At 54.1% G+C, this 14362-nt stretch carries 13 protein-coding genes; 6 read left to right on the top strand and 7 right to left on the bottom strand.

Translation table 11 applies throughout. The features are described from left to right. Positions 1-65 precede the first annotated feature (65 nt). Together HCZ99_RS02245 and HCZ99_RS02240 are read left to right on the top strand one after the other, a co-directional pair. The gene (locus tag HCZ99_RS02245) at positions 66-740 is read left to right on the top strand and encodes an energy-coupling factor ABC transporter ATP-binding protein (RefSeq protein ID WP_167445235.1); all 675 of its coding nucleotides are present in this window, start codon (positions 66-68) and stop codon (positions 738-740) included. Further along, positions 737-1339: an energy-coupling factor transporter transmembrane component T family protein gene (locus HCZ99_RS02240; RefSeq protein ID WP_167445234.1), complete on the top strand. Its 603-nt coding sequence runs from the start codon at positions 737-739 to the stop codon at positions 1337-1339. The genes HCZ99_RS02245 and HCZ99_RS02240 overlap by 4 nt, the downstream gene beginning before the upstream one ends. 111 nt (positions 1340-1450) lie before the next feature. Here the strand turns inward: HCZ99_RS02240 and fghA are convergent, their stop codons facing one another. Together fghA and HCZ99_RS02230 are read right to left on the bottom strand one after the other, a co-directional pair. Further along, entirely contained in the window at positions 1451-2308 is an 858-nt protein-coding gene (gene fghA / locus HCZ99_RS02235) for an S-formylglutathione hydrolase (RefSeq protein ID WP_167445233.1), read from the bottom strand. Positions 2309-2405: 97 nt separating this feature from the next. Continuing rightward, positions 2406-3530, bottom strand: coding sequence for an S-(hydroxymethyl)glutathione dehydrogenase/class III alcohol dehydrogenase (locus HCZ99_RS02230; RefSeq protein WP_167445232.1), 1125 nt, complete (start codon positions 3528-3530; stop codon positions 2406-2408). A gap of 133 nt (positions 3531-3663) precedes the next feature. On the opposite strand from HCZ99_RS02230, the gene HCZ99_RS02225 reads away from it, so the two are divergent. Both HCZ99_RS02225 and HCZ99_RS02220 read left to right on the top strand, forming a co-directional pair. Next, complete coding sequence (locus HCZ99_RS02225; protein ID WP_167445231.1) at positions 3664-4539, top strand: LysR family transcriptional regulator; 876 nt, start codon at positions 3664-3666, stop codon at positions 4537-4539. Between the two features lie 83 nt (positions 4540-4622). Further along, complete coding sequence (locus HCZ99_RS02220; RefSeq protein WP_167445230.1) at positions 4623-4808, top strand: YegP family protein; 186 nt, start codon at positions 4623-4625, stop codon at positions 4806-4808. A gap of 103 nt (positions 4809-4911) precedes the next feature. Here the strand turns inward: HCZ99_RS02220 and HCZ99_RS02215 are convergent, their stop codons facing one another. Both HCZ99_RS02215 and HCZ99_RS02210 read right to left on the bottom strand, forming a co-directional pair. Beyond that, on the bottom strand, positions 4912-5697 hold the full coding sequence (locus tag HCZ99_RS02215) for a 3-hydroxybutyrate dehydrogenase (RefSeq protein ID WP_167445229.1): 786 nt from the start codon (positions 5695-5697) through the stop codon (positions 4912-4914). Between the two features lie 150 nt (positions 5698-5847). Next, positions 5848-7476: a sigma-54-dependent transcriptional regulator gene (locus HCZ99_RS02210; RefSeq protein ID WP_167445228.1), complete on the bottom strand. Its 1629-nt coding sequence runs from the start codon at positions 7474-7476 to the stop codon at positions 5848-5850. Positions 7477-7702: 226 nt separating this feature from the next. On the opposite strand from HCZ99_RS02210, the gene HCZ99_RS02205 reads away from it, so the two are divergent. Then, positions 7703-8926, top strand: a complete 1224-nt coding sequence (locus HCZ99_RS02205; RefSeq protein WP_167445227.1) for a methionine gamma-lyase — start codon at positions 7703-7705, stop codon at positions 8924-8926. 102 nt (positions 8927-9028) lie between these two features. Here the strand turns inward: HCZ99_RS02205 and HCZ99_RS02200 are convergent, their stop codons facing one another. Further along, entirely contained in the window at positions 9029-9931 is a 903-nt protein-coding gene (locus tag HCZ99_RS02200) for a hypothetical protein (protein ID WP_167445226.1), read from the bottom strand. 400 nt (positions 9932-10331) lie between these two features. Here HCZ99_RS02200 and HCZ99_RS02195 point away from each other — a divergent pair, with 400 nt between their 5' ends. Continuing rightward, a complete protein-coding gene (locus HCZ99_RS02195) occupies positions 10332-12716 on the top strand; it encodes a transketolase (RefSeq protein WP_167445225.1) in 2385 nt (794 codons plus the stop codon). An 85-nt stretch (positions 12717-12801) separates the two neighbouring features. On the opposite strand, the gene HCZ99_RS02190 is transcribed toward HCZ99_RS02195, so the two are convergent. Further along, the gene (locus HCZ99_RS02190) at positions 12802-13530 is read right to left on the bottom strand and encodes a MarC family protein (RefSeq protein WP_167445224.1); all 729 of its coding nucleotides are present in this window, start codon (positions 13528-13530) and stop codon (positions 12802-12804) included. 160 nt (positions 13531-13690) lie between these two features. Then, positions 13691-14029, bottom strand: a complete 339-nt coding sequence (locus HCZ99_RS02185) for an HNH endonuclease (protein ID WP_254869395.1) — start codon at positions 14027-14029, stop codon at positions 13691-13693. Positions 14030-14362: the final 333 nt, after the last annotated feature.

Below are 14362 nucleotides of genomic sequence, written 5' to 3'. Positions count from 1 at the left end.
GTGATCTACTTGCGCCCGATCTGTATCCAGTTAACATCGTCAAATAACCTCGAACAGGCTGCTCCATGATTCGACTTGAAAATGTCTCTGTACAGTTTGATCAGCGACACGCGCTTGCCGACATCGACCTGACGCTTACTGAAAAGCGGATCGGTGTCGTCGGTGCGAATGGGTCGGGCAAAAGCACGTTTGTCCGATTGCTCAATGGCCTGCAAACCGCAAGCAGTGGGCGGGTCATGGTCGATGATCTGGACGCGGCAAAGGACGGCCGCAAACTGCGTCGTCATGTCGGGTTTGTTTTTCAAAATCCCGATAATCAAATCGTTTATCCGGTGGTCGAAGAAGACTTGGCCTTTGGGCTTAAATCACTGAAGCTGCCCAAAGAAGAAGTCACGCGCCGGATCGATGAAATCCTGGCGCGCTATGATTTGACCGATTTTAAAGCCCATCCCAGCCATCTTTTAAGTGGTGGTCAGAAACAGCTTTTAGCGATTTCAGGCGTGCTGGTGATGGAGCCGCGCTATATCATTTTTGATGAACCGACCACCCTTTTGGACCTGCGTAACCGTAATCGGGTCAAACGTGCGATTGATGGACTTGATCAAACCGTGATCACGGTTACCCATGATCTTGATTTAATTGCCGACTATGACCGGGTGCTGGTGTTTGAAAACGGCAATGTCGTGATTGACGATACGCCCGCCAATGCCGTCCCGAAATACCGCGAGATGATGGCATGATCGCCGGTCTTTATATCGACGGTACATCCGCCGTGCACCGGGCAACTGCCGGGATCAAGATTTTGGCGATGGTGGCCTTGGGGACGGGTGTTTTCCTGATCCCCGATTGGCCGGTGGCGGCGGCGGTGCTTGCCACGGTGATTGTGCTTTATCCGGTCAGTGGCTTTGGCCTGCGTGTCCTTTGGGCGCAGATCAAACCGATGATCTGGCTGTTGGCAGTTTTCTTTGCCGTGCAGCTTTGGCTTCATGATTGGCAGGCCGGGTTGTTGGTCGTCACGCGTGTGGCTGCGATTGTGCTGTTCGCGGCACTTGTGACCTTAACCACCAAAACGTCTGCCATGCTCGACTCACTTGAACGCGCCATGCAGCCACTTCGCCCCATCGGGGTTAATCCGCAAAAGGTCAGTTTGGCGATTTCGATGGTGCTGCGCTTTATCCCGGTGATTGCAACCGTCGCATCGGAAATCCGCGATGCCCAACGTGCGCGTGGCTTGGATAAGTCGATCCTTGCCATGGTCGTGCCGTTGATCATTCGCACCCTTAAGATGGCCGATGATGTGGCCGATGCGATTGATGCGCGCAGTTTCGATCCGGACTAGCTGTACGCGCTTTTCCCCTGAAAAGAAGAACCCCGGCACGCCAAAGGGGGGATGGGTATGGCGACATGCCGGGGGAACCGCATTGCTGCGGAAGTCGTGATATTGCGAAGATCAGTTCAGGCCAAGATGCTTGGCATGGAAGCGAATGTGATCTTCGATAAAGCTTGAGATGAAGTAATAGCTATGGTCATAGCCATCCTGCATGCGCACCGTCAGCGGGTAGTTTGACGTTTTCGCTGCTGCTTCGAGGATTTCGGGTTTAAGCTGCTCGGCCAAGAAGCCATCCGCGTCACCCTGATCCACAAGGGCTGGTGTTTGTGCATCAGAAGATGTTGCTGCCTTCATCAATTCCGAACTGTCCCATGCTTTCCAAGTCGATTTATCGTCGCCCAGATAATTGCCCAGCGCCTTTTGGCCCCAAGGGCAGTTGATCGGGTTGGAAATCGGTGCAAAGGCCGTGACGGATTTAAAGGTGCCCGGATTACGAAGGGCAATCATCAATGCGCCGTGCCCACCCATCGAGTGGCCGGAAATCACTGCATCGTCACTGACCGGGAAGTGATCCTTGATCAATTCTGGCAGTTCTTTGGTGACGTAATCATACATGCGGTAATTGCGCGCCCACGGTTCTTGGGTGGCGTTGACGTAAAATCCCGCCCCCTTACCGAAATCATAGGCTTCTTCTTCGTCATCGGGCACATGATCTCCACGCGGGCTGGTGTCCGGGGCGACAATCGCAATGCCCAGTTCGGCGGCAAGACGGAATGCGCCGGCCTTTTGCATGAAGTTTTCATCCGTGCAGGTCAGGCCAGATAACCAGTACATGACCGGGACTTTGGTGCCATTGCTTGCCTGTGGCGGCAGGAAAATGGCAAAGCGCATGTCACAGCCCAATACATTGGACGGGTGGGTGTATTGCTTTTGCCAGCCACCAAACACCTTATTACTGGATGCGTTTTCGATACCCATTTGGGCCTCCTTCTGATCATTTGATCGTTTTTGGGGTATCCGCCAATGCCGAGAGTCATCCAGAATTGGCGTGATATTACAAACCGATTTAGCCTGATCAGTAATGGATAACCGTACGGATGCTTTCACCTGAGTGCATCAGATGGAATGCTTCGTTGATGTCGTCCAGCTTCATGGTGTGGGTGATGAAGTCGGACAATTTGAACTCACCATTCAGGTAGCGTTCAACATATTCAGGCAACTGAGAGCGACCTTTAACACCGCCAAATGCGGTGCCGCGCCAGACGCGCCCGGTGACAAGTTGGAACGGACGGGTCGAGATTTCCTGACCGGCCCCGGCAACACCGATGATGACCGACTCACCCCAACCTTTGTGACAGCATTCAAGGGCAGAGCGCATGACATTGACGTTGCCAATGCACTCAAAGCTCCACTCAACGCCGCCATCGGTCATATCAACAATGACTTCCTGAACCGGTTTGTCGAATTTCTGCGGGTTGATGCAATCGGTCGCGCCAAGCTGTTTGGCCAGTTCGAATTTTGACTCGTTAATATCAATCGCAAGAATGCGACCCGCACCGGCCATTTTTGCGCCAATGATTGCCGAAAGACCAATGCCGCCCAGGCCAAACACGGCAACGGAATCGCCGTCTTGGACTTTGGCGGCATTTACCGTCGCACCCATGCCGGTGGTAACGCCACAACCCAGCAGGCAAACTTCTTCAAGCGGGGCGGATTTGTTGATTTTCGCCAGCGAGATTTCCGGCAAAACCGTATATTCCGCAAAGGTCGAGCACCCCATGTAATGGTAAATCGGCTTACCATTCTGCGAGAAGCGCGTGGTGCCATCTGGCATCAGGCCCTTGCCCTGGGTAGCGCGGATTTTACCGCACAGGTTGGTTTTGCCCGATTTACAGAATTTGCACTCGCCACATTCCGGGGTGTAAAGCGGAATGACGTGATCGCCAACCGCGACACTGGTGACACCTTCGCCGATGGATTCAACAATGCCGCCACCTTCGTGGCCAAGAATCGCTGGGAAAATGCCCTCTGGATCTTCGCCCGACAGGGTAAAGGCATCCGTGTGGCACACACCGGTAGCCACGATTTTAACGCGCACTTCACCGGCTTTTGGCGGGGCAACCTGAACGTCTTCGATCGACAACGGTTTGCCCGCTTCCCAGGCAATGGCAGCTTTGCAGGTAATGGTCTCGGCACTCATGAAGTGTCTCCGGCTTATGTGTAAGGATGGGATCACTATATTTATTTCTCCGAAAATGATAATCCGGTGATTTGGTAATTCACTTTTACGCATGTGTAATAATGGATTTGGGAAATCGCGCGGGGGAATGGCGATGAATGCATGGGATGGGATCAGCGAATTTATCGCCGTTGCGGAACGCCAAAGCTTTACCGCCGCGGCCAAGCAGCTTGGCATTTCAGTGGCCCAGGTCAGCCGTCAGGTCACTGCACTTGAAGAAAAGCTTGGCGTGCCGCTGTTTTATCGCACCACGCGTAAGGTCAGCGTGACCGAAGCCGGACAGGTTTATTATCAGCATTGCCGTCAATTGCTGGATGGTTTGGGCGATGCGGAACGTGCGATTGGCAACCTGACGGAAATCCCGCGCGGCAAACTTAAACTCACTGCACCGACGACTTATGGTGAAACCGTGATTGCGCCGCTGGTGAATGACTTTGTCGCGCGCTACCCCGATCTTGAAGTCCATTGCCGCTTTACCAATCAAAAGCTTGATCTGTTGCTGGAGGGATATGACATGGCGATCCGGTTGGGGCGGCTGGATGGCCCGGCGGGCGGTCTGATGACCCAGCAACTCGCAACCCGTCGTCTTTATGCCTGCGCCGCCCCGACATACATCGCCAAACGCGGCGAACCCCATTCGTTGTCGGAGCTTCATCACCATAACTGCCTTGTCGGCACGCTGGATTATTGGCGCTTTGAAGAAGATGGCCGTGAACGCACAGTGCGCATTCATGGCTCCATCCATGCCAATAGTGGGCAGGCGCTGCTCGATGCGGCGCGCAAAGGCATGGGGATTGTGCAATTGCCCGATTATTACGTCGATCCATGGATCGCCAGCGGTGATCTTGTCCCGGTCTTGACCAAATATCAGCCGTCTGACGAAGGCATCTGGGCGCTTTATCCCACCAATCGGCACCTATCCCCCAAAATCCGCATGCTGGTGGAGCATTTAGGAAGGTATTTGGGCTAACGCGCCGGGTTTAAGTTTTCACAAAAGCCCGTAATCCCCGTCAAAAGTTTGGGACCAGATTTTCCGAGTTGATGAGGTAAGACATGGCAAGCTGCAGAGACACCAACGGCGACCTATGGGAGCTTTACGAAGGCAAAGACGGTTGGCGGTGGCGGCGTACGGCACGCAACGGCAATATCGTAGGTGCGTCGACGCAAGGCTATTCCCATAAGCAGGACTGCATCAATAATGCCGAACGCAATGGCATGACCTGCATGCCGAAAGACTAAAGCCTATAGTCACGTTCGGTTTATAAACGCATGCAAAAGCCCCTTTGGCGCGAAGTCCAAAGGGGCTTTTTGTGTGTTTGGATGCTTTTGGGCAGTGTGCGCTTTACTGCGCGGTCCAGCCGCCATCAACTGACATATGCGTCCCGGTCATTTGGTCTGCGGCGTCCGAGCACAGGAACAGGGCGGTTTTGCCGATCTGTTCGGGGGTGACGAACTGCTTGGAGGGGTGTTTGTCCGATACCAAGTTCGTTGCGGCTTCTTCGACGGAAATGCCGCCTTCCTTGGCCTTGGCTTCGATCTGGCGTTCAACCAGTTCGGTGCGGACCCAGCCCGGGCAAATTGCGTTGGCCGTGATCCCGGTTTCGGCGGTTTCAAGGGCAGTGACCTTGGTCAGGCCCATAATGCCGTGCTTGGCCGCGACATAGGCCGCCTTTTGCGCCGATGCCACAAGCCCGTGGGCGGACGCGGTATTGATGATCCGACCCCAGTTTTGCTTTTTCATATAGGGTACGGCATGGCGCGTGGTGTGAAAGGCGGAACTTAGGTTGATCGCGATGATCGCGTCCCATTTTTCGGCCGGGAAATCTTCGATCAGATCGGTATGCTGAATGCCGGCATTGTTAATCAAAATGTCAGCGCCGCCGCCAAATTTATCGGCGACGTCTTTCATCATTGCTTCGATCTGGTCGGGCTTGGACAGGTCCGCGCTATTATAATAGGCGGTCACGCCAAAGTCGGTCTCAAGTGATTTGCGGATGGCTTCGATTTCGTCTTTGTCGCCAAAGCCATTGAGCATGATATCCGCCCCGGCCCCGGCAAGTGCCTTGGCCATCGCAAGGCCGATGCCACTGGTAGAGCCGGTTACAAGTGCGCTTTTTCCTGTCAGCATGATGTTTTCTCCCGAGGGGTGAGGATTGTATCCTCTTATTAAAGTAGTCGAATCATGCCGCAGCGCAACGTACAGCGCAATGCAAGACGTGATAAAAGCCGTTTTGCTGTTGGTTTAGCGCGGTTTTCGTGGGTTTTTCTGCTGCCCTGATCAGCTTCCAATGCCGTATTTACGCAGTTTGTTGGCAATCGATGTGTGCGAAACACCCAGCCGTTCGGCCAGTTTGCGCGAACTGGGATAGTCGGGATAAAGCCGGGTGAGCATTTCACGTTCAATCATCGTCATGCCTGTTGCAAAGTCCGGTGCGGCCAGTGCGTCCGTGATGATGTCTGTGCGATGATGTGGGGGTGTCGTGGTTGGCGTGTTTGCGTCGCTTAAGTTGGTGGTCGCGGTTTCTGATGTGTGTTGTGCCGTGCCGGTGGCAGCATCGCAAAGGTCGCGGGCGGTCAGGGTGTTGCCATCCAGCAGGGCAACGGCGCGAAACAGCGTATTTTCAAGCTCGCGCACATTGCCGGGCCATGTGTGTTGCGTCAGCCACGCCAAGGCATCTTGCGCAAGATGCGGGGTGGCCCGTTCGGTTTGCTGGGCGGTGCGATCAATGAAAAATTGGGCAAGATCGTGGATGTCCTCAATCCGATCGCGCAAGGGCGGCAAGGTGATGCCAAGGACGTTGAGGCGGAAATAAAGGTCCTCGCGGAAGGTGCCGTCATGGGACATGGCTTCGAGATCGCGGTTGGTCGCGCTGATGATCCGCACATCAACGCCAATTTCATCGGTACCACCAACGCGCCGGAACCGGCCATCTTGCAAAACGCGCAGCAATTTGGCCTGCAAATACGGGGTTAATTCGCCAATTTCATCCAAAAATAGCGTGCCGCCATCAGCCAATTCCAAAAGCCCCGGCTTGCCGCCGCGCCGTGCACTGGTAAATGCCCCGGCGGCATAGCCAAACAGTTCGCTTTCGGCCAATCCTTCGGGCATGGCGGCACAGTTTAGGGCCAGAAAGGGTTGATCGATGCGCGTGCTTGCCCGGTGGGATGCGCGGGCAAACAGTTCCTTGCCGGTTCCGGTTTCGCCAAGGATCAAAAGCGGTGCATCAATTGCGGCAAGGCGCTTGGCCTGTGATTTCACCCGTGTCATCGCGCGGCTTTCGCCGATAATGTCGTCAAATTCGGTGTGGCTGCGATCCTGAAGGGCGGTGATCACGCGGCCAAGCCGCGCAGCACGGTGAAACACCATCACCCCGCCCCAGGGGGAGGCGTCATCAATGTCCGATCCATCATCGACATGGCCGATTGGCTCCACCTGCAAAAGGTATGTTTGCCCGCCCAAAGTCACCTCGCGCTCTGGCAGGTGGAATTTGCTGTGGCGCAAATCTTCAATAGATGGATCATTTAAAATAAAGGATATATCGCGATCACGCAGGTCTTTTTCAGACAGGCCAATGATGGTTTGTGCGGCGGGGTTGGCTTGGGCAATTTGCCCCGACGCATCAACCGCAATCACCGGATCGCCAAGGGCGGCCAAGGTGGCATGCAACTGTGCGCGGCGGCGTTCGGTTGGCAGGCGGTCAATTTCGCGAATATCGGAAATACCCGGAATGCGTTTAAGGGCATGGGACAGCAACGGAAACCGTTCCGGGCGGATGGCGGGAATATCGGCATAGATGTAATGGGTGGTGACCTCAAACGCGCGAAGATCAAGCCCCTGATCAGTCAGAACATTGACCACATCGCGCGTAATGCCAAGCCTGTTTTCGCCCCGGATTTCAAATCGCATGACTGTACCGATAAGTTTACACTGTATCGAAAAGTGTACATCTGGATTTGCACGAAATCCATCGAATTCGCTGTGGTTTGGGAGCTTGGCGATAAATGGGTGTAAATAAATATGTACGCCTTGGCCGGTAATCAATGGCGCATAACGGCGGAAAACCGCCCTTTGGCAGGCTGGCATATGGCTTGCGAGGATGTCGGCAGAATAAACGCATTGTCGGGAGATTTTCATGTCTAACAGCCACAACTCAACTGCCAAAACCGGTTTCGCCACACGTGCCATTCACCATGGCTATGACCCCAAAAGTCACAATGGGGCGTTGAACCAACCGGTTTATATGTCGTCGACCTTTGCGTTTGAAACCGCCGAGCAGGGTGGTCGGTTCTTTGCTGGTGACGAGCAGGGCTTTATCTATTCCCGGATTGCCAACCCGACCCTTGATTTGCTTGAGCAACGCTTGGCGGTGTTAGAAGGCGGGGAAGCCGCCGTTGCGACCGCATCGGGCATGGGGGCGATTACGTCTGTATTCTGGAGCTTCATCGCGCCAGGTGACGAGATCATTGTCGATCAGACCTTGTATGGCTGCACATTTGCCTATTTCCGCCACGGGTTGGAAAAGTTTGGCATCAAGCACACCCATGTTGACCTAAGCGACCCGGCGGAGCTTGAAAAGGCGATTTCCGACAAGACCAAGATTGTCTATTTCGAAACCCCGGCGAACCCGAACATGCGCCTGGTTGATATCGAAGCCATTTCTGCGATTGCCCACAAAAGTGGGGCTAAGGTGGTGGTCGATAACACCTATTGCACGCCATATCTGCAGCGCCCGATTGAGCGTGGTGCGGATATCGTTGTGCATTCCGCGACAAAATATTTGGGCGGCCACGGGGATTTGATGGCGGGTGCGGTGATTGGCACGGCCGAGGACATGACGCAGGTGCGTTTGGTCGGTCTAAAGGACATGACCGGTGCGGTGCTGTCGGCACAGGATGGCAATCTTGTCATGCGCGGGCTTAAAACCCTTGAGCTTCGTATGGAACGTCATTGCGACAATGCGGAAAAGATCGCTGATTTTCTGGTGAACCACCCGAAAGTCGACAAGGTGTTTTATCCGGGCCTCGATAGCTTTGCTCAGCATGAGCTGGCCAAAAAGCAAATGGACCGCTTTGGCGGGATGATTGCATTTGAACTTAAAGGCGGGATCGAAGAAGGCCGGAAATTGATGAACGGTCTTCATATGATTACCCGCGCGGTCAGCCTTGGGGATGCCGAAACCCTGATTCAGCATCCGGCATCAATGACCCATTCGACCTACACACCTGAAGAACGCGCGCAATATCAGATTACCGATGGCCTGATCCGCTTGTCGGCCGGGCTTGAATGCATTGACGATATCTTGGCCGATCTTGGTCAGGCGCTTGATGGTGATCAGATGGCGATTGCCGCCGAATAAAACCGATTGTGATATAAAAACACCGCCCGGCAGATGGACCGACAATCGTTCGTCTGCCGGGCGGTTGTGTGTTGGCCGTCTCGCAACTCCGGCGGCGTGGCATTATTGGAAGATGCTGTATTTCTTCATCACGTCGATGGATTTTTGCGGCAATAGCGGGTTTTGAATGCGAAAAACCCGTAAGTTTTTCAGGTTGATTTCCTGTATTGACCGGGCTGTTTCCGGATGGCTTTGCAGCAGGTGCCAAAGCTTCCCGGTTTCAAAGGCCCGTTCCATCCCGGTTTGAAGCGCTTTGTGCAGGTCGGGGGCCTTGGGGCTGACAAAGAAATAGATTGGCTGGGGATAATAAAGCGCGATCTTGTCGTAAACGACAATGTTTGGGGCGGCTTCGCGCATCCATTCCCATTCCCCGATAATCTGCCAAAGGGCGCGCGGATAAAGGTCAAACCGTTTGGCGCCAAGCATTTTGTGCAAAGACATATAGCCGCCATCGGTCACGGAAAATCCGTTGGTGCGCAGGATGTCAGTATCGGGCCAGCCCATGCCTTGGCCAATGGTGAAGGTTTTAAGCGCATGCGCGGATGTGACCTTATCCAGTCTGGGAAGGACTTCGGGGTGGGTCATGAAAAGGCGCAATCCCGTTGTGCCCATATAGACCGGTACATACACGGTCAGCAGTTTTTCTTCGCGTTCGGCATTGGTGCCAAAATGCACAACATTGATTTCATCACCCGATAGCAGCATGGCGATGCGCCGTTGCTCGGTCGGGTATTCGGCGCAGGATGGCTGAACCGTGATGTCACTGCCGCTTAGCGATAGGGCAAGCCGCAAAAGATCGACGTCATATTCGTTGTGATCTTCCCAACGGATTTCCCCCTTGCAATAGGGGGAGCCAGAAGACATCGGAACGATGGCGGCAGTTGGTTTGGGTTGAGCGGCACACGGGTTTGCGAGGAAAACAATAATGACGGGCAGGACAATAAGAAGTCTGGCGGTGATCGACATGTTTACCCCGGATGCCTTCGTTTTTTATTACATTACCAAAACATGAATAAAGCCATTGGTTGGTTTTTCAAGTCTACTTTTGGCCCTAGCGCAATCTGTTCGCGGCCAAGGTGGCGCACGGTTTTGGGAAACGCACTTTGCGCGGGTTCGGTCGAATCGTCCGCGTCGCTGTGGCGGGGCGGTTGCGCGCAATATTGTTTCAAACGAGATATTCGAATGTTTGGCCAGAACCGTCGCAGTGAATTCCAAGGATTGTCTAAATCTGTCTAATCTTGTGTGAAAATGGTGCGGTGAATCTTGATTTCCTGTCTGGCGGCTTGAAAATCGGTAAATCAATACCGGAATATTGCCACCCGTTTAACCGCACGTGCAGAAGCCCCATCAAAAGGTGTTACGTAAGATGTCCACACAAGATGCCACCCCGGAAATCGGTGAAATTATCGATGTTACCTCAACCGGTCAGATGAAGGCCGAAGATGTTGAGATGCTCGGTCAGATCGAGAAAAAGGTGCGGTGGCTATCAAGCTGGACCATCCATAATGCCAATCACCTGCGGCCCAAGCGCGATGGCATCAAGGTCGGTGGGCATCAGGCCAGTTGTGCGTCCATGACCACCTTGATGACCGCCCTTTATTTCAATGTGCTGCGCCCGCAGGACCGGGTCGCGGTCAAACCGCATGCAAGCCCGGTTTTCCATGCGATTAATTACTTGTTTGGCCGCCAGACCAAGGAAAAGCTTGAAGCCTTTCGGGCGTTTGGTGGGGCGCAATCCTATCCATCGCGGACCAAGGATGGTGATCAGGTTGATTTTTCAACCGGGTCGGTTGGTCTTGGCGCAGCGGTAACGAACTTCGCCGCCCTGACGCAAGATTACCTGCGCTACAAAGATATGCTGCCCCAAGATGAAAAGCCCGGTCGCATGGTGGCCCTTGTTGGCGATGCGGAGCTTGACGAAGGCAATATCTATGAGGCGCTTCTTGATACGTGGAAGCATGACATTCGCAATGTCTGGTGGGTGATTGATTATAACCGCCAAAGCCTTGATGGCATGATTGATGCCCATCTGTTCCGTGTAATTGGCCGGTTTTTCCGCGCGGTCGGCTGGAACGTGATTACGATTAAATATGGTGGGAAACTCAACGAGGCCTTTACCAAGCCGGGCGGCAAGTCACTCAAGAAATGGCTTAACGACGTCCCCAACGACATCTATTCCGCATTGACCTTCCAGGGTGGGGCCGCGTGGCGCAAACAAATTCTTGGCGACGTGCCGGGTGACAATGCGCTGGCCAGCCTGTTGGGGGAATATGAAGATGATGCGCTTCATGATCTGATGACCAATCTGGGCGGTCATTGCATGGAAGCAGTGCTGAGCGCCTTTGACGCGGTGCCTAATGATAAACCGACCATCTTTATTGCGTATACGGTCAAGGGGTACGGCACCCCGCTTCAGGGCCATAAGGATAACCATGCGGGTCTGATGAATGTCCCGCAAATGGACGCGTTTAAGAAACAAAATTGGATTGAAGACGGCCAAGAGTGGGATTTTGCCGCCGGCTTGGATGTTTCGGCGGATAAAATTCGCGATTACATCAAAAATGCACCGTTTAACGACAGTGCTCCGCGCCACAAACAGGCCGATATCATTGCCATCCCTGATATGCCCTATACGCGCACAGATACATCAAGCACGCAGGAAGTGTTTGGCAAAATCCTAAATGAGTTGGCGAAGCTGAAAGACAGCGATCTTGCGGATCGTATTGTGACGACATCGCCCGATGTGACGGTGTCGACCAACCTTGGCGGGTTTGTGAACCAGCGCGGATTGTTTGGCCGTGCGGACCTTGCTGATGAGTTCCGCGAACGAAAAGTCCCCTCAGCCCAGAAATGGATCCGTTCGCAAAGTGGTCAGCATGTCGAGCTGGGCATTGCCGAAAACAATCTGTTTTTGAATTTGGCTGCCCTTGGTCTGTCGCACAGTCTGTTTGGTGAGCGCTTGTTCCCGATCGGGACGCTGTATGATCCGTTCATTGCGCGCGGTTTGGATGCGTTGAATTATGCCTGTTATCAGGATGCGCGCTTTATGGTGGTGGCGACCCCAAGTGGCATTTCACTTGCCCCCGAAGGCGGGGCGCACCAGTCAATCTCGACCCCGATGATCGGCATGGGCCAGCCGGGCCTGACCAGTTTTGAGCCAAGCTTTGGCGACGAAGTTGCGGCAATCATGGGGTGGTCGTTTGACCATATGCAGGCCAAGGATGGCGGATCGATTTATCTGCGTCTTTCAACCAAACCGCTTGAACAGCCCAAACGTGAACTGTCGGACGAAACCAAATCAGACATCGTTTCAGGCGGCTATTGGCTGCGTGAGCCAGGCGATGATTGCAAGATGGTGATTGCCTATTGCGGGGCGATGGCGCCCGAAGCCATTGCCGCGTGGGAAAAACTGTCCGACGATCATCCGGGCTTGGGTCTTTTGGCCGTGACCTCAACCGATCGGCTCTATAACCAGTGGCAGGATTTGGAACGTGCACGGCTTGAAGGCAAGTCTGATGGCAAAATGTCACATGTGGAAAACTTGCTAAAACCCCTTGCATCGGATGCACGGTTGGTCACGGTAATTGATGGCCATCCGGCGGCGTTAGCGTGGCTTGGCTCCGTCCGTGGGCACGCGGTTGCCCCGCTTGGCGTGAATGCCTTTGGTCAGTGCGGCGACAGCATCGCGCTGTACGAGCATTATCAGATCGGCACGGATGCGATCCTGCGCGCTGCGAAGCGGTGGGATTGATCAGGAATACTTCGTGTGTAGAACGAGAAAGGGAGGGCAAATTGCCCTCCCTCATTCTTTTGGGTCGTCGATATTTACGAGACGCTTAGAAAAACGCCTGCTTAATCCCGTCGATGATGAACTGCACGGCAAGGGCGGCCAAGATCATGCCGAGCAGGCGTGATACCACCGTGGCGACGGTCGGGCTGAGGCGTTTGGCGACCACGTTTGCCAGCAGGAAGAAAATAAAAGCAATCACCATGACGATGGCGACAACGCCAATCACGCTGGCTTGCATGGCGATGTTGTTTTCAAATTTCCCCATCAGAAGCATGACCGACGCAATCGCACCGGGCCCGGCAAGAAACGGGATCGACATCGGGAAGATCGACACATCGTCGGCTTCTTCATCGGGGATGGTGTGTTCTGGTCCCTTTTGCGCTTTGGCGGGTTTGGGCGCAGGTGCGGCTTCGTCGTCGGAATCGTGGTCGTCTTCGAGTTCCTGATGGACCTGTTCGGCGCGTTGGTTCCGTTTTTGGCTGCGTTTTTCAAACAGCATTTCAAGCGCGATCAAGAATAAAAGCGTGCCTCCGGCAATGCGAAAGGCGGGCATGTGAATGCCAAAGATGCCGAGCAATCCTTCGCCAATCAGCGCGAAAGCAGCCAGAATGAAAAAGCTGGTCAGACAGGCGCGGATCGCCATGCGTCTGCGGTGGGCGGCACTTGTGCCCTGTGTCAGCACGATGAAAACCGGGACCAGTCCAAGTGGATCAATGATCACGAACAGGGTGACAAACACCGGAATGAGGTCATTAAGCATATCGGCACTTGGCATGGTGGGTCCCCGGATTGATCATGTGCATCTTAGGTGATTGGCACCTTAAGTACCCGGATAGGCGCATTGGCGTAAACGATAAACGTATCAGGGGTGGGGCAATGGCGCCGATCTTTGGTTTTTTGTGCGGGCCCATAAGTGCGCCAATCCACGTGCAGCTTTATCGCCGGTTGGCGCGATTGCGGCCATATCGTCCGCTACTTTCGGGCCAGTCGATATAGTCAGCTGGCTTTTTGCGCACCCATTTGATGAATTTGATCATGTCGGGATGACGTGTCAGCTTTTCCGGGCTGTCGAATTCACGCGCAAGGGTGGCCTCGTCAAAAAGGCGATGGATCATCCGATGACAGACCCGGTGCAGCCAGTCTGTTTCGGTGCCGCCCTGTGACTTTGGCTGCCAATGATGGCGGTCAACTGTCGACCCGGCCAGCATCGGCCGACCACAAATCGGGCAGGGGCCAAGGTCGGATTTGTTTTTCATCTCGGACTGAAACGACATGAGGCGATTATGCGCGGGGCGTGGCCCCTTTTTCAAAGAATTTTTGCGTTTCGATGGGGGGATTTGACAGTGCCGGGAAGGCGGTTGGAGGCACCCTCGAAACAAGCGTTTTGTTTCCGCTGTTTTAATTCTGACCAGCCAGAGACTCCGAAACGGTGTTGCAAAGACTCGGTGCGCGATGCGGGCCTGATTGCGTATTGGGCGGCGATATCAGGTCGTCAAAAGCGATTTTCTTGACACAGAATGCAAGGAAATGAAGGGTTTTACGCCTATTTGTTAACACATCCTTATATATTGGCCTAGAATAGTGGAAGTATGCAATCGGATAGGATA

This window comes from Thalassospira lucentensis (genome assembly GCF_011806425.1).
Classification (GTDB): domain Bacteria; phylum Pseudomonadota; class Alphaproteobacteria; order Rhodospirillales; family Thalassospiraceae; genus Thalassospira; species Thalassospira lucentensis_B.
The sequence above is the reverse complement of the archived record's forward strand: the minus strand, read 5'-3'. Positions and strand labels throughout refer to the sequence as shown.

Coding starts and splice junctions, on each gene's coding strand:
- HCZ99_RS02245 (WP_167445235.1), top strand. CDS start 66: ATGATTCGACTTGAAAATGTCTCTGTACAGTTTGATCAGCGACACGCG.
- HCZ99_RS02240 (WP_167445234.1), top strand. CDS start 737: ATGATCGCCGGTCTTTATATCGACGGTACATCCGCCGTGCACCGGGCA.
- fghA (WP_167445233.1), bottom strand. CDS start 2,308: ATGGGTATCGAAAACGCATCCAGTAATAAGGTGTTTGGTGGCTGGCAA.
- HCZ99_RS02230 (WP_167445232.1), bottom strand. CDS start 3,530: ATGAGTGCCGAGACCATTACCTGCAAAGCTGCCATTGCCTGGGAAGCG.
- HCZ99_RS02225 (WP_167445231.1), top strand. CDS start 3,664: ATGAATGCATGGGATGGGATCAGCGAATTTATCGCCGTTGCGGAACGC.
- HCZ99_RS02220 (WP_167445230.1), top strand. CDS start 4,623: ATGGCAAGCTGCAGAGACACCAACGGCGACCTATGGGAGCTTTACGAA.
- HCZ99_RS02215 (WP_167445229.1), bottom strand. CDS start 5,697: ATGCTGACAGGAAAAAGCGCACTTGTAACCGGCTCTACCAGTGGCATC.
- HCZ99_RS02210 (WP_167445228.1), bottom strand. CDS start 7,476: ATGCGATTTGAAATCCGGGGCGAAAACAGGCTTGGCATTACGCGCGAT.
- HCZ99_RS02205 (WP_167445227.1), top strand. CDS start 7,703: ATGTCTAACAGCCACAACTCAACTGCCAAAACCGGTTTCGCCACACGT.
- HCZ99_RS02200 (WP_167445226.1), bottom strand. CDS start 9,931: ATGTCGATCACCGCCAGACTTCTTATTGTCCTGCCCGTCATTATTGTT.
- HCZ99_RS02195 (WP_167445225.1), top strand. CDS start 10,332: ATGTCCACACAAGATGCCACCCCGGAAATCGGTGAAATTATCGATGTT.
- HCZ99_RS02190 (WP_167445224.1), bottom strand. CDS start 13,530: ATGCCAAGTGCCGATATGCTTAATGACCTCATTCCGGTGTTTGTCACC.
- HCZ99_RS02185 (WP_254869395.1), bottom strand. CDS start 14,029: ATGTCGTTTCAGTCCGAGATGAAAAACAAATCCGACCTTGGCCCCTGC.